The sequence below is a fragment of the Microcoleus sp. B5-D4 genome (assembly GCF_036705145.1).
Lineage (GTDB): Bacteria > Cyanobacteriota > Cyanobacteriia > Cyanobacteriales > Microcoleaceae > Microcoleus.
Map to the genome: position 1 here is coordinate 20,503 of NZ_JAUBTV010000074.1, position 19,270 is coordinate 39,772.

At 44.1% G+C, this 19,270-nt stretch carries 20 protein-coding genes; 8 read left to right on the top strand and 12 right to left on the bottom strand.

The window, feature by feature from the left end; genetic code table 11:
- Positions 1-238: 238 nt before the first annotated feature.
- Positions 239-2,866, top strand: a complete 2,628-nt coding sequence (locus tag QUB10_RS26090; RefSeq protein ID WP_333206091.1) for a CHAT domain-containing protein — start codon at positions 239-241, stop codon at positions 2,864-2,866.
- Between the two features lie 53 nt (positions 2,867-2,919).
- Here the strand turns inward: QUB10_RS26090 and QUB10_RS26095 are convergent, their stop codons facing one another.
- Complete coding sequence (locus QUB10_RS26095; protein WP_333151339.1) at positions 2,920-3,435, bottom strand: isoprenylcysteine carboxylmethyltransferase family protein; 516 nt, start codon at positions 3,433-3,435, stop codon at positions 2,920-2,922.
- A gap of 278 nt (positions 3,436-3,713) precedes the next feature.
- Positions 3,714-4,658, bottom strand: coding sequence for an aldo/keto reductase (locus tag QUB10_RS26100; RefSeq protein WP_333206107.1), 945 nt, complete (start codon positions 4,656-4,658; stop codon positions 3,714-3,716).
- Between the two features lie 150 nt (positions 4,659-4,808).
- Between QUB10_RS26100 and QUB10_RS26105 the strand changes: the two genes are divergently transcribed.
- The 3 genes from QUB10_RS26105 (at position 4,809) to QUB10_RS26115 (ending at position 7,381) form a co-directional block, all read left to right on the top strand.
- On the top strand, positions 4,809-6,242 hold the full coding sequence (locus QUB10_RS26105) for a BCD family MFS transporter (protein WP_333206092.1): 1,434 nt from the start codon (positions 4,809-4,811) through the stop codon (positions 6,240-6,242).
- Positions 6,243-6,317: 75 nt separating this feature from the next.
- Complete coding sequence (locus QUB10_RS26110; RefSeq protein WP_333206093.1) at positions 6,318-7,151, top strand: inositol monophosphatase family protein; 834 nt, start codon at positions 6,318-6,320, stop codon at positions 7,149-7,151.
- Positions 7,152-7,216: 65 nt separating this feature from the next.
- Entirely contained in the window at positions 7,217-7,381 is a 165-nt protein-coding gene (locus QUB10_RS26115; protein ID WP_190661231.1) for a hypothetical protein, read from the top strand.
- A 202-nt stretch (positions 7,382-7,583) separates the two neighbouring features.
- Here QUB10_RS26115 and QUB10_RS26120 read toward each other — a convergent pair whose 3' ends face one another.
- The 8 genes from QUB10_RS26120 to QUB10_RS26155 form a co-directional block, all read right to left on the bottom strand.
- A complete protein-coding gene (locus tag QUB10_RS26120; RefSeq protein ID WP_333206094.1) occupies positions 7,584-8,147 on the bottom strand; it encodes a PIN domain-containing protein in 564 nt (187 codons plus the stop codon).
- A 3-nt stretch (positions 8,148-8,150) separates the two neighbouring features.
- Positions 8,151-8,621 (bottom strand): hypothetical protein, encoded by a 471-nt coding sequence (locus QUB10_RS26125; RefSeq protein ID WP_333206095.1) that lies wholly within the window; start codon positions 8,619-8,621, stop codon positions 8,151-8,153.
- Positions 8,622-8,769: 148 nt separating this feature from the next.
- Positions 8,770-9,351, bottom strand: coding sequence for an NAD(P)H-dependent oxidoreductase (locus QUB10_RS26130; protein ID WP_333206096.1), 582 nt, complete (start codon positions 9,349-9,351; stop codon positions 8,770-8,772).
- 474 nt (positions 9,352-9,825) lie between these two features.
- Complete coding sequence (locus QUB10_RS26135; protein WP_333206097.1) at positions 9,826-10,458, bottom strand: retron system putative HNH endonuclease; 633 nt, start codon at positions 10,456-10,458, stop codon at positions 9,826-9,828.
- Positions 10,455-11,708 carry an AAA family ATPase gene (locus QUB10_RS26140; RefSeq protein WP_333206098.1) on the bottom strand — a complete coding sequence of 418 codons (1,254 nt, stop codon included), beginning with the start codon at positions 11,706-11,708 and terminating at the stop codon, positions 10,455-10,457. Before QUB10_RS26140 ends, QUB10_RS26135 begins: the two co-directional genes overlap by 4 nt.
- A gap of 52 nt (positions 11,709-11,760) precedes the next feature.
- Positions 11,761-12,636, bottom strand: coding sequence for a ChaN family lipoprotein (locus tag QUB10_RS26145; RefSeq protein ID WP_333206099.1), 876 nt, complete (start codon positions 12,634-12,636; stop codon positions 11,761-11,763).
- Positions 12,637-13,282: 646 nt separating this feature from the next.
- Positions 13,283-13,645, bottom strand: coding sequence for a cupin domain-containing protein (locus QUB10_RS26150; RefSeq protein WP_333206100.1), 363 nt, complete (start codon positions 13,643-13,645; stop codon positions 13,283-13,285).
- A 95-nt stretch (positions 13,646-13,740) separates the two neighbouring features.
- Positions 13,741-14,016, bottom strand: a complete 276-nt coding sequence (locus tag QUB10_RS26155; RefSeq protein ID WP_333206101.1) for a hypothetical protein — start codon at positions 14,014-14,016, stop codon at positions 13,741-13,743.
- Positions 14,017-14,176: 160 nt separating this feature from the next.
- Here QUB10_RS26155 and QUB10_RS26160 point away from each other — a divergent pair, with 160 nt between their 5' ends.
- The 4 genes from QUB10_RS26160 (at position 14,177) to QUB10_RS26175 (ending at position 17,299) form a co-directional block, all read left to right on the top strand.
- A complete protein-coding gene (locus QUB10_RS26160) occupies positions 14,177-14,815 on the top strand; it encodes a peroxiredoxin (RefSeq protein ID WP_006632618.1) in 639 nt (212 codons plus the stop codon).
- Positions 14,816-15,116: 301 nt separating this feature from the next.
- Positions 15,117-15,698, top strand: coding sequence for a Uma2 family endonuclease (locus QUB10_RS26165; protein ID WP_333206102.1), 582 nt, complete (start codon positions 15,117-15,119; stop codon positions 15,696-15,698).
- A gap of 65 nt (positions 15,699-15,763) precedes the next feature.
- The gene (locus tag QUB10_RS26170; RefSeq protein ID WP_333146687.1) at positions 15,764-16,738 is read left to right on the top strand and encodes a cysteine synthase A; all 975 of its coding nucleotides are present in this window, start codon (positions 15,764-15,766) and stop codon (positions 16,736-16,738) included.
- Between the two features lie 261 nt (positions 16,739-16,999).
- The gene (locus QUB10_RS26175; RefSeq protein WP_333206103.1) at positions 17,000-17,299 is read left to right on the top strand and encodes a (2Fe-2S) ferredoxin domain-containing protein; all 300 of its coding nucleotides are present in this window, start codon (positions 17,000-17,002) and stop codon (positions 17,297-17,299) included.
- 14 nt (positions 17,300-17,313) lie between these two features.
- Here the strand turns inward: QUB10_RS26175 and QUB10_RS26180 are convergent, their stop codons facing one another.
- Together QUB10_RS26180 and QUB10_RS26185 are read right to left on the bottom strand one after the other, a co-directional pair.
- A complete protein-coding gene (locus QUB10_RS26180) occupies positions 17,314-18,543 on the bottom strand; it encodes a hypothetical protein (protein WP_333206104.1) in 1,230 nt (409 codons plus the stop codon).
- A 171-nt stretch (positions 18,544-18,714) separates the two neighbouring features.
- Positions 18,715-18,996: a hypothetical protein gene (locus QUB10_RS26185; RefSeq protein ID WP_333206105.1), complete on the bottom strand. Its 282-nt coding sequence runs from the start codon at positions 18,994-18,996 to the stop codon at positions 18,715-18,717.
- Positions 18,997-19,270 lie beyond the last annotated feature (274 nt).

Here is a 19,270-nt window from a genome sequence, read left to right on the forward strand (position 1 = left end):
TGTATTCTTTAAAAACTAGATATAGCCCTTTTATATGTTTGTTAACTCGGTTCAGGTTGGCTTTTTATTGGTGACACTAAAATTATCAATAGGGCACTTGTCAGGATTACCGATAGTAACTAAATCGGAGGAATCTTGTATAATTAATTCTGATTTTCAACCAGATTTTTTTTATTTTACACAAAATTCAACTACTGGGGAACCTAAAACTGAAGTTGAAAAACTCTTTGAAACAGGGATGCAAAAATATGACCAAAGTCAGTATCAAGAAGCATTAGAGATTTACAAACAAGTTTTAGCAATTTACCAAAAGAATGGCGAGCGCCCAGGTATTGGCAAAGCTAGTTATGCAATTGGTGCTGTTTATCTTCAACTAAATTTATATTCCCAAGCTCTCCCATTGTTACAAAAATCTTTAGTTATTCATCAGGAATTAAATGACCAAGTAAGAGTGGGAAAAAGTATGATTGCAATAGCTAACGCTTATTACCGACAAGGACAATATTACCAAGCTCTAGACTTTTATCAACGAGCTTTAGTAATTCATGAAGAAATTGGCGACAAGGTAAATATTGCACACTCTCTTAATGGAATAGGGGTAGTATATGAAGGTTTAGCGGAATATTCTCAGGCGCTTAATTTTTATCAGAAGAACCTTGCTATCAGTCAAGAAGATAACGATATATCGAGTAGTGGTCGCCTTTTAAATAATATTGGAGTAGTTTACAGTTATCTAGGACAAAGTTCTCAAGCTTTGGTAGTTTTTCAGCAATCTTTAGCTGCTCGTAAAAAAGCGAACGATCGCTCCGGCGAAGCAATAACTCTTCTGAACCTTGGGACGGTTTATGAAAAACTCAAAGAATACTCAAAAGCTCTGAATTTCTATGAAAAATCGTTATTGATTCAGAGGCAACTCAGCGAACGTGCAAGTATTGGTCGTACTTTAAATCATATAGGTTCTGTGTATTCCGAGCAAGGACAGTACGTTCAAGCATTAGAAGTGCTGAGAGAAGCATTATCAATTTCCCAAGAATTAGGAGAAAAGCCTTGGGTTGGGAGAACACTCTATCGAATTGGTAGTGTTTATCAAGGTTTAAATCAATTTGACCAAGCATTAAATTCTTACCAGAAAGCTTTAGGAATTATTAGAGAAATTGGCGATCGCCAAACAGAACGCCTCATTCTTAGTAACATAGGGGAAGTATTGGCGAAACAAAATCAACCAGAAGTAGCGATAGCCTTTTATAAATTATCCGTTAATGTCACCGAATCAATTCGCAGCGATTTGCGCTCTCTCCCCCCCGAACAACAGCTTTCTTATACAACAACTGTCGCCGATACCTACCGCCTCCTCGCCGATTTATTACTGCAACAAGACCGAGTTTTAGAAGCACAACAAGTCCTCGATTTACTCAAAATTCAAGAAATAGAAGATTATCTCCGTTCCGTTCGGGGAAACGAACAAACAGCACAAGGTATTCCCTTAACTCCTCAAGAAAAGCAAATCCGAAACAGACACAATGAAATTTTAAATAGAGAGATTCAACTAGGCAGAAAGCTGGCTGAATTAGAAAAAATTACTCCAGCTAATCGCACATCTGAGCAGCAACAAGAAATTGCCAATCTCAGGCAAATGCAGCAGGAAATGCGCGGCACATTCAACGAATTTATTAATTCTCCTGAAATTGTTGCCATTCTCCAACAACTCAGCCCTAGAGTACAAACTGTGAATCTAGCTCAACTCAATACCATACGGGGAGACCTATTGCAGCGGTTAGAAAAAAAAGCCGTATTGATTCAGCCTTTAATTTTAGAAGACCGTTTAGAATTGGTAATAACAACTGCTGACTCTCCCCCATTCCGACGTACTGTAGCAGTTAAAAAACAAGAACTCAATCAAGCAATTCTGGAATTTCGCATGGCTTTGGAAGATCCCAACTCCGATGCCACAATCCCAGCTAAGAAACTTTATAATTGGTTAATCAAACCCCTCGAACACGATCTGAGTGAAGCACAAGCTAAAAGCATTATTTATGCTCCTGATGGACAGTTGCGCTACATTCCTCTAGCAGCTTTATATGATGGTAAACAATGGTTGGGGCAGCGGTTTGCCATTAATAATATTACTGCTACGAGCCTCACAAAATTCAATGGAGAAACGACTTATCAACCTCGCGTTTTGGCGGCTGCTTTTGGTGCGCGTCGTTCTACTTTTAAACGGGGGTCTACTCCATTTGCTTTTTCTGGCTTGCAATTTGCGGGGCTGGAAGTGGAAAATTTAGCTGCGATGGTGCCGGGAACTACAAAATTAATAGATCGGGAATTCAATCGTGCCACAATGATTCCGCGTTTGCCAGATTATAACATTATTCATTTGGCAACTCATGCTATGTTTGTTACCGGACAACCGGAAGATTCGTTTATTTTGCTAGGTGATGAGGATGTAATTACCCTGCCCGATATTCAAACTTTAAACCTACTGAATGTAGATTTGGTAGTATTGAGTGCTTGCGAGACGGGGATAGGTGGTAAACTAGGTAATGGAGAAGAAATTTTAGGTTTTGGCTACCAGATACAGGAAACAGGAGCAAAAGCTGCGATCGCATCTTTATGGAAAGTAGATGATGGCGGCACTCAAGCGTTGATGACAGCTTTTTATACGGCGTTGCTGTCGGGAAATAAAAAGGCAGAAGCTTTGCAAAAAGCGCAAATAGCCTTAATTACAGGTGATGATTCAGTGTTGGGTCGATCGGCCAATTTATCAATTTTAGCTCAAACTCGCAGCGGTTTGAAACCGTCAGTGGCCAGTCGTTTGCATCATCCATACTACTGGGCACCGTTTATTCTGATTGGTAATGGTCTTTAGATAGTTGACTGTTGACAGTTGACTGTTGACAGCGAGGTTTTTAGATCGAACTGTTAATAGATTCCGGGAATTAGTTTTTTGACTTTTTGGCGGTACTCTGAATACTCTGGATATTTTTTGGTTAACCAGGTTTCTTCTCGGTTGGCTTTGATCTCGAAAAGTATTATTAATAGTGCGCTGGCTATTAAGTGGGATATGCTCATTTGAAAAAGTGTCCAGCCGAGGGCTGCTAAAATTAAGCCGCTGTATAATGGATGCCGCACTATTCCGTAAATGCCTGTTTGGACTAATTCTCCGTCTTCTCTGGGATATGGTAAAGGTGTGAGGTTTTTTCCTAAGTCTATCAATCCTTTGATGATGAAAATTAATCCGGTTAAGCCGAGAATACTGGCCATAAACCAGATAATATAAAGTAAGTGGGTTGATTGAATTTTTAATCCTGGCAGTTGATAAACTGGTAAGATTACAAATCCTGTGAGCAATCCTCCTTGCAGCAAAACTAAATATTCGCCGCGGCTGTTGTTGCGCCAGCCTTCGCGCGTGAAGCCCCAGTCAGTTAAGATTTTCATAGTAAGACAAAGTTCGGCAACGGATTTTGTAACGGATGTAACGGATGTCAGGAAGAAGGAAGAGGGGAGTTCGGCAACGGATTATGTAACGGATGTAACGGATGTAACGGATGTCAGGAAGAAGGAAGAAGGAAGAGGGGAGAGGGGAGAAGGAAGAGGGAAGAGGGAAAAGGGGAGAAGAAAGTGAACTGTAGGTTGGGTAGAGTGAAGTAAAACCCAACCTACGGCGAACAGGGAACAACCTACAGTCAACAGTCAACAGTCAACAATTAACAAATTTATTCTCGCCAGGGACGTGTCATTAATTCTAATTGATTGACTTCTTCTTGGCTCAAATTCCAGCCTAACGCGCCTGCATTTTCTTGGGCTTGTTTGGCGGTTTTGGCGCCGGGAATGGGGATGACTCCGTTTTGGCATATCAACCAGTTTAGGGCAACTTGGGCGGGCGTACGATCGCGCTTTCTGCCCATTTTCCGCAGGGTGGACATGACTAATTCAATTTTTTCGATGCCGCTTTTGCTGAAGCGGGAGTCCATTTTGCGGGCTCCTGTAGGTGGTTCTTGGGCTGTGTATTTGCCGGTGAGCAATCCTTGGGCTAAGGGGCTGTATGCTAAAATTGTGACGCCCAATTCGCGGGCTGCACTCACAATTCCTTGTTTTTCTACTTGCCGCGACAGCAATGAGTACCGGACTTGATTTGTTGCTAGGGGAACGCCTCTGGCTGCTAGTATTTTGTGGGCTTGGCGCATCTGTTCTACTGAATAGTTGCTGACTCCTACTGCTTGAATTCTGCCTTGTTTTACTTCGTCGGCTAAGGCGTTCATCAGGGTTTCTTGACTCAGTAAAAAAGTGAAGGGCCAGTGCACTTGGTAGAGGGCTATTTGTTCTACTTGCAAGCGTTTTAAACTGGCACTCAAGCTTTGGGAAACTGATTTTCCTGTAATCCGCCAAGGTACGGGGCCGAATTTGGTGGCTATTTGCACGGGTTGGGTGGTTTTTTTGAGAAACTGCCCCAGCAATTCTTCTGACAAGCCGTTACCGTAGACTTCGGCTGTGTCAAAAAAGTTGACTCCGTTGTCAAGGGATGTTTTGAATGCTGCTTCGACTTCGGCGGCGCCGTAGTTGCTGCCGTAGTTCCAAAATAGTTTGTCGCCCCAAGCCCAAGTTCCGACGCACAGGGGAATGACGGCTGGGCCGTTTTGTCCTAGGGTAATGGTTGTCACGGTTGGTAAATCCACAGTTATTGATTCTCTTTATTTTTATATGAATTTATACGAATAATCCCGATCGAGCTTCTAGCCGGGGGAGGAAAGGCGGCTGGTGGCGATATCTCAGTTACTATAAGTGCAAATGATGTGTTTATTTGAGTAGTTATGTCGATCGACCGTTTACCAGATTCAAGATTAACAGATTCCGCGACTCCTGCTATCAAGAGAGTTACCCTGCTGACTATGTTCCGGTTGGGTTTGTTTCAGATGGGATTGGGCATGATGTCGATTTTGACCCTGGGGGTGCTCAATCGCGTCATGATTAAGGAGTTGGCGATTCCGGCTACTGTGGTGGCTGGTACGCTGGCTATGCACCAGTTTGTCGCCCCGGCTAGGGTGTGGTTCGGGCAAATGTCTGATGCTAGGCCTTTGTTTGGCCATCACCGCACGGGTTATGTGTGGATGGGCGGGGTTTTGTTTGTGATTTCTGCTTTTTTGGCGGTGCAGGTGATGTGGCGCTTGGGCAGCAGTTTGGAGGCTGTGGGGTGGACTACTCCTACTTACGGTTGGGTGGGTTTGTTGGGTTTGATTTTTGCACTTTATGGTATTGCTATTTGTTCGAGTTCGACTCCTTTTGCTGCTTTGTTGGTGGATGTTTCGGATGAGGAGGATCGATCGAAGTTGGTGGGTGTGGTGTGGTCGATGCTGATGGTTGGTATTATTATCGGGGCGATTATTAGCAGCGGTTTGCTGAAACAAATTGATGGGGATGTGCCACGGGAAGTGTTGCAGGCTTCGATTAATGGTTTGTTTGTGAAGGTGCCAGCGCTTGTTTTGCTGTTGGTGGGGATTGCGACTTTTGGCGTTGAGAAAAAGTATTCGCGGTACAAGATGCGATCGTCCGCAGTGAATCGAGAAGATAAAATTACTCTGGGAAGTGCGCTGCGGATTTTGACCGCTAGCCGCCAAACCGGTTTGTTTTTTACTTTCCTGCTGATTATGACAATTTGCTTGTTTATGCAGGATGCGGTTTTGGAACCTTACGGCGGGGAAATTTTTAAGATGCCGATTTCGGAAACTACGCGGTTGAATGCTATTTATGGTACAGGTACTCTGATCGGTTTGAGCGCTACTGGTTTTTTAATTGTGCCGCGCATTGGCAAGCAAAATACGATTAGGTTGGGCTGTTTGTCGGTGGCGGCTTGTTTTGGTTTAATTATTTTATCGGGATTTACTGGTAATCCAATTGTGTTTAAGTCGGCTTTAATGTTTTTTGGTTTTGCTTCGGGAATTACGACGACTGGTGCATTGAGTTTGATGTTGGATTTGACTGCGGCGGAAACGGCGGGGACTTTTATTGGTGCTTGGGGTTTGTCGCAGGCGATGGCGCGGGGTGTGGCGACGATTAGTGGCGGTGCTATTTTGGATTTGGGCAGGAGTTTGTTTGGGGTGCCGATGTTGGCTTACGGGTTGGTGTTTGCGGTGCCGGCGGTGGGTATGATTCTGGCTGTTTGGTTGTTGGGTAGGGTGGATGTTCGGGAGTTTCAGGATAATGCTAAAAGTGCGATCGCCACTATTCTTGAAAATGAATTAGACTAAGGTTTGTAGTGAGAACTTTAGTCCTCATTCTCTTGTTAATCAAGGGCTTCAGTCCTTAATACAAAAAAACTGCAAATGAAAGATTTTTGGGATTCTATTTTAAGTTTTTCTCAGACTACTGTCAAGACAGTCGGCCAGCAGTTTTTGAAAGATTTTGGTTCTGCACAAGCAGATGAGAAGGATGATGGGAGTTTGGTTACGCAGTCTGACAATTGGGCGGATGCGGAGATTAGAAGTGCGATCTCATCTACTTTTCCCAGTCACGGGATTTTGAGTGAGGAAGGAGAACACGTTTTCCCAGAGAATGAATGGTGTTGGGTTGTTGATCCTCTGGATGCTACGACTAATTTTGCTAGGGGAATTCCGATTTGGGGGATTTCTTTGGGTTTATTGTATCGCGGAACTCCGGTTTTTGGCTGCGTGCATTTGCCGCCGGTGAATCAGTTTTTTCACGGTTTTTATGCAGGGGATTTGGCGGGCGACAATGTATTGGCAAATATGCCTCAAGGTGCGTTTTTGAACAATCGGCCGATTTGTCCCACTGCTGATAAGATGAGCGGGAATCATATTTTTAATTTGTGTTCCAGAAGTGTGGGTATCGGGCCTCATCTTCCGAGTAAAATTCGGATGTTGGGCATGGCTAGTTACAATTTTTTGACTGTGGCTTCGGGTGTGGCTATGGGAGGGGTGGAAGCGACTCCGAAAATTTGGGATATTGCGGGGAGTTGGGTAATTGTGAAGGCTGCTGGTGCGGTTTGGCTACCGCTGGAATCTCAGGGGATTTTTCCGCTGGAAGTGGGGAAGAATTACGGCAGGATTTCTTATCCGACTTTGGTGATGAATCGGCAGGAGTTGGTGTCGGTGTTTTTGCCGTTTGTGGAGGCTTGGAAGAAGAAAAAAATGGGGTAATTTAGGTTAAGCGAAGCTATCCCGTAGGAAATCGAACAATTATCAAATAAAACTGCAGGGCAGGCGTGACGGAGGAGTCTCCCACGCCTGCCGTGCTGTTTGGAAGAAATATACCGACCGATGACCGATGGTTCAAGTATGCCTACTCTTGTCTATTTCTGCCAATCTGCGATCGGGTGGTTTTGTTTTACGTCGATCGGGTGATGCGGTTTTGGTACAATTTGTGGTAAGTTTTTCACGAGCTATTATTTCTAGGAAATAAAATTATACCCGTTTTCAAGTAGAGGCACAATGGAAAATACGTTTACTGCGGTGTGGGAATAAGTAGATGAGTGGTATATTGGCTAGGTCGAAGAGTTAGCCTGTGGGAAGATACAAGAATAAAGCTTGGAAGAAACTCGGAAAAGTCTGTGATTTGCGATCGCACTAATCTCAATAGCACAATTCTCGCATCCGAGTTGCTGAGTGCGGCAGTCCCAATTCTACCAGCGTTTGTAAATACTCGTCCGGCGTTTTTGGCGGATTCTTAAGCCGGATTCTTTGTTTCTCCGCTGCTTTGCATACACCTTCAAACTTTAAGTTGAGAAAGCGCAGGATAAAGTCATCTGGGTGCAGCGGTTCAATGTTATATTGTTTGAGATTCTCAGCAGGAAAATCCCTGAGATTGAAAGTAACGATAAAATCCGCGCGAGAATGAATTGCTGCTGCTAGAACGTGCCGATCGCCCGGATCGGGAAGTTCCAACTCAGGTATAATTAGCTCATAACCTTGCACTAAGCAATTTTCAACATTTTCATTCATCAAGTTTTTGGTTCTGGCAAGCTGTTCCGACGTGATATCCGGACGGTGGAGAAGTACATTTCTCATCCATTCGCTGTGAATTTCTTCTGTCCAACGGGCATCAACTATTTTGCTAGCTGCTAACTGGACGAAGAAGTCCCGCAGCGGTGCAGAATATAAAATGTTAGCATCATAAACAGCAGTGAAAATAGCCATACTTCAATCGTACAAGCCTAGTGCTTCTGATTCAGCTACAAGCTCATCCATCCCTTTCATACTTTTTTCGTAACTCTGCTTTTTATATTTCATTACATCTTCGTAACCTATCCGGCGACAGCCGCGTACCATTTTGTGAGGAATTGCGCCAGAATCTAGTAAGTGCCACACATACTCGCGAGAGACATTGAGTATGACCTCAACCTGCCAGATATCAAGTTCTTTAGTAATTGGAATCAGCCTGGCAGTATTGCCGCTGCTTGTCTGTTGTAAAATCGCTAACAGCAGTGGCAATGCTGCGGCAGGTATGTCAATTGTCTTTCCCTCTTTTTCGTTTAATATCAATTTGAGGGATTCGCCAGACGGATGATTTTGCAAGTGCGATTCTAAAGCGCGGCTGCTGGTTTTGGCAACCGCTGCTTCTGCTGCTGTCGGCAAAGCAGGTGCTGAGTCGGGATCTCCGGTGAATGTCATGTTAATTTGGGGGTGAGAATAACAGCCAATCAACTACGATCGTAGCAATTTTGCGAGGCGATCGCACTTGATGCAGCCAGCAAAATAACAGATGCTGGGATAGGGACACAACATTGGTGTGTCCCTACTGCAAAATGAATTTATTGCCTCATGCGATTAATTTCGACAGCACATTAGACAACTTAGCACCGAGATTTTCAACAGAGTCCTGCTGTTTGGGATCTTTCATCGTACCGTCAGCATTAAATGCTTCAAAAGCTTGGGGTACTGCTTTCTGATCCGGGAGTACCAATACGTTAATATTCCCCAGGATCGATCGCAAATGAACCAATCCCCGCAAACCGCCCATTCCCCCTGGGGAAGCACTCATAATTACCGCTACTTTGCCAGTAAATGCCACCAATCCCGGTTCACCGGGTGCTGGGCGCGATACCCAATCGATCGCATTTTTCAACACAGGCGTAATTGAACTGTTATACTCCGGGGAAGCTATCAAAAAACCGTCATGCGCTACCATCAATTCCTTCAAGTGCCGGGCATTTTCTGGCATTCCCTCTTTTGCTTCCAAATCTTCGTCAAATAGCGGCATCGGCAAATCGCGCAAATCTACATAAGTAACTTCTGCACCCGCCGCCGTAGCCCCAGCCGCCGCAACTTTTACCAGCAGTTTGTTATAGGATGCTTCGCGGGTACTCCCGGCAAATGCAAGTATTTTTGGTCTATTGTTCACGGTGTTTCCTGATATTTTGACAAGATAATCTTGACATTTCCAAGATAAATTTTAGCAAAGTAAGGCGCTCGCTGTCTCTTTCCTTAAGATATATTAGTTAAATAAATTGTCACCAATGAAAAACCGGGCCGACGTGACTGAAAGCATCCAGGATACCCGCCACGTGATTCATTCCAACGCGCAAACTCAGGACCCAGAAATAAAAAACCTGTATCCGATGAAACTTGCCGAACGTATTTATCCGTGGGGCCAATGCTTCAATCTAAAATCTAAAATCTAAAATCTAAAATCGATTGACTGAGGAGTCTCCCACACCGGGCGCGCGGTTTGTAGTAAATATAACCGACGGATGACCGATATGTAAAGTGTGCCTTGGTGCATCGAGTTTCTGCAATCTGCGATCGGGTGATGCGGTGGGGTCAAGTTTATATTAAGTCCGATCGTCGATCGCGCAATCTTTGGGTAACATTAAACTTAAGAAACACCAAAATAATTTTTGAGAAAATACAAAACTGCATTACAAAAAGGCTGGTATCGCCCTTGTGCATTCATTTGTTGACAAACTTGAGCTAATAATTCTGCCTCTTCCTGTGTTATTCCTTCCAGTGCTTCAAATGCTTGAATTCGTCCCTGTGTTAAGTCATAATGATTGAGTCCCAAAACTTTAATGGTTGTTTGAGCATCTTTTTGATGAGCTAAATTATTAGCAGTTGGCAGTATCTCACCAGTGCTAGAGTAATCAAAAAATTCTTCACAGTTGGCTTGTAGTGGCGAAACCCCGATCGCAAGATTCTGCTTCTTATTGCCACAATACTCTGGCCAATTTGGATATCGGCCACAAGAGCCTAGCATATTTGTGTAATCAAGAGATAATTCGGAATCAGTCTTGCTCTGGGGGGCTAGATGTTCAATATGGCTATTGCTTTGCTCAACTCTCATACAGCAGTAGCAGCAAATATAGCCTTGTTCACTTAGCAAAGAAATGTGTACCGATACTTTCTCAGGGTTGGAAAGATATTTGTAATCATAGTTGACACCGAGAGACTTCTGTGTAGCCTTCCATTCGGAAAAATTTAGAGGTTCTTTCCCCTTTTGAATATATTTCATTTAGTGAGAATTTCCTTGCGTTGAATTAGCCAATCTGCTCTCACAAATTCAGGATCTTCTTCTCCAATTCGGTGTGCTAATTCTTGGCGCAATTGCCGTGCATTTCCGAGTTCGCCATTGTCTATCAAGCGAAACAATTCACGTAAAGATTCTATAATTTCCTGCGGACGTTCTGGAGTTCCCATAAGCGTTTCTAGAATCCGATTGCTATCTTTCCCAAAGGAGGGTACTCGCTCGATCGCAATTCCTTCAGGTGTTGACCTCAAAAGATGAACCCATTTGAGATCGCTGATGACCTGTGGCGAATGAGTCGTAATTATAAACTGGCAATTTGGGAATGTTTTTTTCAGATTCGGAATAATCGCCCGTTGCCATTTTGGGTGCAAGTGGAGCTCAATCTCGTCAATCAAAACAACGCCGGAACCCTCAAGCGGATTGCAATTTCGATCCGGATTTGCGATCGCCAAACGCCTTGCTAAATCTCCTGCTAGTGCTAACAAGCATTTTTCACCATCGGATAGTTGATTGACGATCAGTTCATCACCTTGTTTGTCTGCCGTCATTCGCAAAGGCGATCGCCTAACCCGTAAATTTGAAAAGCCGTCTAGTAAGTTCTCGATCGCATATCTGACTGCTTCTAGTTCGCGATCGCGATACTGAGCATAATCATTTAGTCGTACTTCGTTTTCTAAATCTTCCCGATCTCTAAACCATTCAAAAAAGCGCCTAAAATCGATCTGCCCTCCCGTGAGAACCTCGTCATAAACAGTTATCTGCTCAAACGAATGTTTCGTCCTAATCTTCAAAGGAATATCAAGTACGGCACGGTTAGTTGGGTAGTAAACAGCCAGAGGCAATGCTGCGTAAGAATTAGCATCTAACTGACTGTGTATGCGATCGACAACTTTTTTTAAGTCCCCAAGATTGCTGCTAGTATCCTTGCTTCGCCCTTTACTGACCTTGCTTAAAGACCATACAACTTCCGACCATTCATTGATTGAAATTGTAATTTCGTTGTGAGTTTCTTTCCATCCTTTTTTGATATCATCTTCGTTGAAAGAACGTCCATTACTATTGGGAGTTTGAATTCGCTTGGTCAGCCAGGAGAGAAGAATAGCCAAACACTCAAGTATGCTGGATTTTCCCACACCGTTGATACCGATGAACACAGTCGGCTCATCTGTATCAAACTCCAGGGTCAAATCGCTGATGCCTCGGAATGAGTTCATTTTTAGACGCTTGACTTTCACGATTTGGTTCTCGCTCTGGCTTAGTGGGTTATATTTTTGAGATCATATCAAATCAATGCTGCCAAACAAAGTCAGCAATGGGTCTATCTGCCGACAAAACAGGATTGTCATTGGAATTGAGTAAAACCGATCGCACTTTTACATTCCCGACTCCCAAACGCCTCTCGACGCGACTGGGAATGCCGTAACCGTAAATAATGTGTCCTTTCCCCGCCAACACCACAACTTGATAGTCGGGGTTTGCTTTGACAAATTCAGCTATTTTTTCCGCCATAGTTTCATCCCACAAAACTTGGGCTTGCAAGAATCTTTCAAAAGCCGTACTATTTCCCTGTCCTGCCTTTTGGTGTTGCTGGTAAACTTCTAGCAGCAGTTGCCGATATTCGGCTTTGTCGGTGCGAATTTCGGATATTGGGGGAATGTGCTTTTTTTCCTCGGCTGTGAGGCTTTCTAAACCTTGAGTGGCAACTTTTCTCGTTACTTCGGATGGTGTATTTAAGGCGAGGACGGGTAGTTGATTTTCTTTGGCAAACCGCAAAATGGGGGCGTAAGATTCCCAGGGAAACCGCCATCTGCGATCGTACTCTGTTTGCTCGACTAATTGCTCTTCAGTCAGTTTACCTGCTAAGTAGTTGTCGATCGCACTTTGAAAGGGACGCTGAAACATTTCCATCGCGATCGCAATTTTCCGATTTTGCCGCTGCATTTCTCGGATAATCTTCAGTTGAGCTTGGTGGTCTTCCGCGCTATCGTGGGTTTCTCCCAGATACACGACTTTTGCTTTCACCAACTGTTGTAGAATCTCTTGATTCGTGTAAGTCTGCCCAGGTTGAGGGTTCGCCGTCGTTTGGGCTGTCACTGCACTGCTGCACAGCAGAAAGATGCTGAGCGATAAGGCGCACAGTTTGATGAGTTTGGTTGTTTTCATACACACATTATGCCGTTTCTCGCAGCATCAAGCACAGCCGAACTCTACTATTTTAGCTGAGCAGCTAGAAAGCTCAATCCTTAATTTAACTTCATAATTATCGGCAGTTACTTCTAAAAATGTAAAGTTTAGTTGCAGGTACTTGCGCTTCTAGAAGAAGGTGGTAAATTAATAATATGAAGCGAACAAAAAGCTTCTCTGACAGATACCACATCTAGATACCGCAGCGAAGTTCACAATAGAATCTAAGGAGTAAAACGCTGTCTAATCTCACATCTGTCTCATTAAAAACCAATAGCAGCACCCACCAACAAAGCTGATACTTCCTCAACTAATTAGACGGGAGCAATGCAAATGAATCCGAGGATTATTGCAACTCCACATCGAAGTTGAAAAAAGAGGAAATCACTCGGTACATATGGCTGGGTGCTGTTGTTGTTAAAAGAGATTTTCGGTTGATGATGTTTTTTTCAGTAAAGGCAGAGCCTCTAGATATGCGTTACCGGGCAGAGCCTGGTAACGAGCATAATTATATTATCTCCGGTCGATGACCCCTAATACGGTAGGGGCGGGTTCACGAAAAATATCTGTCAATAATTGACAATCTCAAAAACCCGCCCTTTTAATCGCTCGATAGGACATGATATTACTGGAAAATTGTCTCGTCTTCCTTTCGCCACGCGGGATCGACAATACAAATAAATATTAGCGACTCTGTGCCACAGTTGTAAATAAACTGCTTGGCGTTTGGGGGAATGTAAACTGCATCTCCGGCTTCCACGAATTGATTTTCCTCGTCGATGTGCATTTCTCCAACGCCACTGAGGATGTAGTAAACTTCAGAAGTAGTCAGGGAGTGCAGCACAGAAGTTTGTCCCGGTGGCAAAGTGGCGTGGGCTAAACTGTAACGCAAATCCACAGCTTGTTTGTCTGGATGCAGCAATTCTCGCAGTTGAGTACCGTCGCCAGCAATAAACTCGTCGCAGGCATTTAGCTTTTGAATTAGCATTATTTCCACACTCCTAAAAATCTCTTTACCACAACTTAAGTTTAATTGAAAGAGCTAGAGATGTTAAGAAATATGTAAAGCGGCGATCGGATTTTTTAACCGTAAATTCCCGAATGCCCTCGATAATCAGGACAGTCGATCGCATCTTCAGATAAAGCTATTGTAGGCTGAACGGGACACTTGAGGTGGTAGTCGCCGGTGAAAAATACGCAGTTAGCACAAGGGATTTGGTGCATCCGCTGAGCTCGGCGCAGGGAGTCGGCGACAGTACGCCCGATACTCGAAAATATCAAAAAAACTAAACCCCAGGCGGACACAAAACACAGCGGGACTAAAATAGGCTGTATTGCCTTCAGCAGAAAGTAAAGCATAGCAAGAAAATTTAGCGGTATAAGCCACACATAGATTAGAGTAGTGGAATTGCCGATCGATCGACCAAAAAGTTTAGAATCCTTTACAGCTCGATCGAGAAACCGGGCTATTATGGCATGATAAGGAACAGTCCTTAAATAAAATTAGAGGAAATCAGTTATGACTCTGCGATTAGGCGATACAGTTCCCAACTTTACCCAAGCTTCGTCTGAAGGGGAAATCAACTTCTACGACTGGGCTGGGGATAGCTGGGTGGTGTTGTTTTCTCACCCGAAAGACTATACTCCAGTGTGCACCACAGAACTCGGTGCAGTGGCCCGTCTAAAGTCTGAATTTGAAAAGCGTGGCGTTAAAACCATTGCCCTCAGCGTCGATGATGTGGATTCTCACATGGGCTGGATTAAAGATATTGAGGAAACTCAAAACGTCACCCTCAATTATCCGATTTTAGCAGATGGCGATCGTAAAGTTTCCGACATTTACGACATGATCCATCCCAACTCGCTAAACAACTTAACAATCCGCACAGTTTTTGTGATTGACCCGGAAAAGAAATTGCGTTTGAGCATTACTTATCCCGCGAGCACTGGTCGGAATTTCAATGAAATTTTGCGAGTAATTGATTCCTTGCAACTTACCGACAAATACAGCGTTGCGACTCCGGTTGATTGGAAAGACGGCGACGATTGCGTCATCGTACCTTCGATTACCGACCCGAAAGAGTTGGAAGAGAAATTTCCTAAAGGTTATACGCCGATTAAGCCTTATTTGCGGATGACTCCTCAGCCGAATAAATAGGTTTAACATTCCTGGACGCAGAACCTAATTATGTAAGGTGCCCACGGAGCACCTTACCTCTATAATTCGCACGTAATATCAAATCCGTTGACATCGGAATTATGCATCTCTCTCTTCTCTTTCTCTGTGTTCTCTGTGCCCTCTGTGGTTTAATCATTCCGATACAACCGGAATTGATCCCACACCAGCTTATAGTTAGGAATTGAGTCCTTAATCCTGATTTTCGAGCACTCAAGTGCTAACTACAAACAAAGAAATTGTGCAATCTTGTGTAAACACTTTAGATTGGAGGAAAGGCAAAATGCTGTCATCAACAATTGTGTTGCGAATACCGCCAAAATTGCAAATGACAGAAGACGAGTTTTTCGAGTTCTGTCAAATCAATAGTGAATTACGCATTGAACGCAACAAATCGGGAGAATTGCTAATTATGCCCCCTACTGGTGGAACAACAGGAAATCGCAGCGGTAGCGTCTTTGGAGAGTTGTATATTTGGGCTCGCCAAGATGGAACAGGTATGTGTTTTGACTCCAGTACGGGATTTAAGCTTTCAATGGGTGACAGGTCTCCAGATGCCTCGTGGATTAAACTGGAACGGTGGAATACTTTGTCACCAGAACAGCAAGATAAATTCCCACCTATTTGCCCGGATTTTGTAGTAGAACTGAGGTCGGCTTCTGACAATCTCAAGCCATTGCAAGAAAAAATGCAAGAATATATGAGAGAACCAGGAGTGCAGTTAGGCTGGTTAATTGACCGCAAAAATCGCAGAGTTTATATTTACCGTCCCGGTTTGCCCGAAGAATGTTTGGAGAATCCGGCTACAGTTAGCGGCGACCCCGTTTTGCCGGGATTCGTACTTAATATGAGCAAGATTTGGTAGAACTGGTAGCAATAAATATCAACTTCTTGTAAAAATTAATAATAGGATGCAAAAACGCAAAAAATATGGATATTAAAAACGGCTTTGTAGGCACAATCGGCAACACACCACTAATTCGCTTAAACAGCTTCAGCGATGAAACTGGCTGCGAAATTCTCGGTAAAGCAGAGTTTCTCAATCCCGGCGGTTCCGTTAAAGATAGGGCTGCTTTATACATCATCAAAGACGCAGAAGAAAAAGGCTTGCTGAAACCGGGCGGCACTGTTGTTGAAGGCACTGCGGGCAATACTGGCATCGGTTTGGCACACATTTGCAACGCGAAAGGTTACAAATGTATGATTGTGATTCCCGATAACCAATCTCAAGAAAAAATCGATGCTTTGAAAACCTTGGGCGCTGAAGTTCGGACTGTTCCCGCTGTTCCTTACAAAGACCCAAATAATTATGTCAAATTGTCGGGAAGATTGGCGGAGGAAATGGAGAATGCTGTCTGGGCCAATCAGTTTGACAATTTAGCCAATCGCCGAGCTCATTACGAGACGACTGGCCCGGAAATTTGGGAACAAACAAACGGCAAAATTGATGCTTGGGTAACAGCTACTGGTACTGGCGGCACTTTTGCTGGCGTAGGAATGTTTTTGAAAGAAAAAAATCCTGCTGTGAGAATTGTCTTGGCAGACCCGATGGGCAGCGGGCTTTACAGTTATTTCAAAACTGGGGAAATTAAGACTGAAGGTAGTTCGATTACTGAGGGAATTGGCACGACTCGCGTGACTGCAAATATGGAGAATGCCCCGGTAGATGACGCCATCCAAATTCACGATACTGAAGCTGTCCGGGTGATTTACCAACTGCTGAGGAAAGAAGGGCTGTTTATGGGCGGTTCTGTGGGGATTAATGTGGGGGCGGCTGTGGCTTTAGCGAAGCAAATGGGGCCTGGACATACGATTGTTACGGTACTCTGCGACGGCGGGGCTCGGTATCAGTCGCGTTTGTTCGATAGACAATGGTTGGCTTCCAAAGGCTTGTCACCAGATTAACCGTAGGGTGCGCTGAAGTCTTAAGCTGTCCCGCATCTAAATTGTATTTTTCGGGCGGGCGGGACGCTAGGGCCCCTACTCCCCACGATAATTTGAGGAATTCAAAGCGATTGAATGCAATTCAAGTTTAATGAGTTGTGGGATGGGCTTCTAGCCCGTCCAAAGTTTTTAACGACTTTCCTACAAGTTGGGCATATATGGCTACACCTATTCCCATGATAAAAAGGTAGCATATATTCAGCCGACTGTCAACTAAAAAATATGAAAATTATCCAATCTTCTAGGCAAGTTCTTGTTTGCCAGAACCGCACCTGTCGCAAGCAAAATTCAGCAAAGGTACTGGCAGCTTTTCAGAAATTGTCGCCCTCAGAAGTTGAAGTTGTTGCTAGCGGTTGTTTGGGACAGTGCGGCAACGGGCCGATGGTGTTGGTACTACCAGAAGAGGTTTGGTACAGCGGTGTTTGTCAGGAGGAAGTTGCGGCAATAACTGAGCAACATTTGCGGGGAGGAAAGCCGGTGGAGAGGATGCTTTATCGCAAGTTTCACCGACTTTCTAAGTAGTCGATCGCCCGCCTTTAAAATTCTTCCGCAAACAACCGGCGGAGAATTTCCGTGATTTCGGCGCAAAATCTGGCGTCGAGTTCGATCGCCAAGCGATCGACACTGGAACCGTCTAAAACTTTTTCTGCCCGCAAAGTCATGGCTAAAGTTCTGAGTTTGGCCGGCTTTCCCGCCGCTTTCGGCCGCTCGTCAACAAACCGCACTAAAGCCACATAAACTGTTTCTAGGGTTCCCCGGATCGAGCTCAGTCCGTAACCCAATTTTGAGATAATTACTGGAGAAGTGATGAGAGTATCCATCCCCAAAGTTTTAATTGCTACGTCCACATATCGAGCGCTGTCATGTCCCATTGCTCTGACAATGCTTTCTAAACTGTTCCACTGAGATCCTTTCATGCGCGATCGCTGTTCGATGTGGAAGTGCCATCCTAACATGGAAATTAGCCTGGTTAAATCATAAGCAGATACGGTATTACTTTGTTTGGTGCTGTTTAATGCCGCACTTAGCAGCACTTGTTTTTTGGTGAGATCGAAGATTTTGGGGTTGTTGTGATAAGGATTTTCGCCGTAATCGCCGCGAAAAATTAGGTCATTATTGCCAGTAGCGCTCTTCAGCCATTGCTCTAGTCCTATGCGAGTATCGAAGCGTTTGAACATCGCAGCTAAGGAGTTTGAACTTGCTATATTGGAGGCATAGCTAATCATATCTTTTGCTAAATCGTAAAAGTAAAAATCGTGTCTTAGCCCGTTGCCATCTCTAACAACGCAGTTGTCAATGTCGCAGTCTGGATATTTGGTATTTACTTGACTGACGATATTAAGGAGTGCGATAATTTTAGTAGCACTCCACTGTTCAGCTTTGGTAAGTGCGTTTTTTCCCAGCCACTGCGCCTGAATTTTGCCATCTACAAAAGTACCAATGCAAACGCAGGCTTCTTTGATGTCTGCGTGGAGGAAACTTAAAGCTTGAGAGTTAATTTGAGGTAGTTCTCCCAGGCTGGGAAACGGAGTAGGTTTGAGGGGATTATTGGGGCCTGGAATAGAGCTAATTACTTTTAAGCCGTCGGGTTTCTGTTTGAGATAATCGGGATAGTTTTTAATGTGTTGTTGGTAAGGGGATTTTTCAACGCCCCTGTCTAAAAAAGCTAGTTTGTTGATGTTAGCTTGGGCATCTATTTCCATTTGGAGGTAGTTTTTGAAGATGCGCGATCGGTCTTTTGCGAGTTCGAGGGAGGTGAGGTTCATGATAATTGTTGGCAGCTTGTTACAAATAAGTAAATCACTATACTAGGATTTACGCAAACAAACCGGGTTTCTCTATAAAATTTTGGGTTAGGAAACGAAAAATTAATGAAGAAACCGGGCGGCAGACAGTAACTGCGGCCAGGACTATATATCTGAACTCGATCCCTGCAATCAAGCTTTTTTGCCGCGTACTTGAATGCGTTTGTCGGTTTTTTGTTTCTTAATCCAAGAGAGAAATTTCTGGAGTTCAGGATCATTTTTGAGCTTTTCCAGGGTATTGAGCTCTTGGGCGAGGTGTTTGTTGTCAAATAGAGAGTGAATCTGACGGTGACAGGCTGAGCAAATGTCGATTGTCGGGCTGGGATCTTCGTTTTTGCGCTTGGTGTTTTGTTTGGGGGTGAGGTGATGGGCGGTTAATGCTTCCATTTGTCGATCGCACAATTCGCACTGCATAATTTTCTCAATGCTGCTGGATAGGAGAATTGCTACTTTTAGTTTAGCGCGATCGGCTGTGAGGAGGTGAATGATATCATGTGCGATCGATTAACCATAATATCCCGGTCGGGGCGGGTTTTTGAGATTGTCAATTATTGGCAGGTATTGTTGGCGAACCCTCCCCTACGAAAATCGCGGTCGCTCGACCGGACTTGATATGGAATGAGAATTAAATAACTTCCACAAGTTTGTGGGATGGGCGTCCCGCCCGTCCTTTTTGGACGGGCGGGAC

Bases quoted from the DNA above. Each gene is read 5' to 3' on its own strand.
- QUB10_RS26090 (WP_333206091.1), top strand. From the start codon at position 239: ATGCAAAAATATGACCAAAGTCAGTATCAAGAAGCATTAGAGATTTAC.
- QUB10_RS26095 (WP_333151339.1), bottom strand. From the start codon at position 3,435: ATGAAAATCTTAACTGACTGGGGCTTCACGCGCGAAGGCTGGCGCAAC.
- QUB10_RS26105 (WP_333206092.1), top strand. From the start codon at position 4,809: ATGTCGATCGACCGTTTACCAGATTCAAGATTAACAGATTCCGCGACT.
- QUB10_RS26110 (WP_333206093.1), top strand. From the start codon at position 6,318: ATGAAAGATTTTTGGGATTCTATTTTAAGTTTTTCTCAGACTACTGTC.
- QUB10_RS26120 (WP_333206094.1), bottom strand. From the start codon at position 8,147: ATGGCTATTTTCACTGCTGTTTATGATGCTAACATTTTATATTCTGCA.
- QUB10_RS26125 (WP_333206095.1), bottom strand. From the start codon at position 8,621: ATGACATTCACCGGAGATCCCGACTCAGCACCTGCTTTGCCGACAGCA.
- QUB10_RS26135 (WP_333206097.1), bottom strand. From the start codon at position 10,458: ATGAAATATATTCAAAAGGGGAAAGAACCTCTAAATTTTTCCGAATGG.
- QUB10_RS26145 (WP_333206099.1), bottom strand. From the start codon at position 12,636: ATGAAAACAACCAAACTCATCAAACTGTGCGCCTTATCGCTCAGCATC.
- QUB10_RS26150 (WP_333206100.1), bottom strand. From the start codon at position 13,645: ATGCTAATTCAAAAGCTAAATGCCTGCGACGAGTTTATTGCTGGCGAC.
- QUB10_RS26155 (WP_333206101.1), bottom strand. From the start codon at position 14,016: ATGCTTTACTTTCTGCTGAAGGCAATACAGCCTATTTTAGTCCCGCTG.
- QUB10_RS26160 (WP_006632618.1), top strand. From the start codon at position 14,177: ATGACTCTGCGATTAGGCGATACAGTTCCCAACTTTACCCAAGCTTCG.
- QUB10_RS26165 (WP_333206102.1), top strand. From the start codon at position 15,117: ATGCTGTCATCAACAATTGTGTTGCGAATACCGCCAAAATTGCAAATG.
- QUB10_RS26170 (WP_333146687.1), top strand. From the start codon at position 15,764: ATGGATATTAAAAACGGCTTTGTAGGCACAATCGGCAACACACCACTA.
- QUB10_RS26175 (WP_333206103.1), top strand. From the start codon at position 17,000: ATGAAAATTATCCAATCTTCTAGGCAAGTTCTTGTTTGCCAGAACCGC.
- QUB10_RS26180 (WP_333206104.1), bottom strand. From the start codon at position 18,543: ATGAACCTCACCTCCCTCGAACTCGCAAAAGACCGATCGCGCATCTTC.
- QUB10_RS26185 (WP_333206105.1), bottom strand. From the start codon at position 18,996: ATGCAGTGCGAATTGTGCGATCGACAAATGGAAGCATTAACCGCCCAT.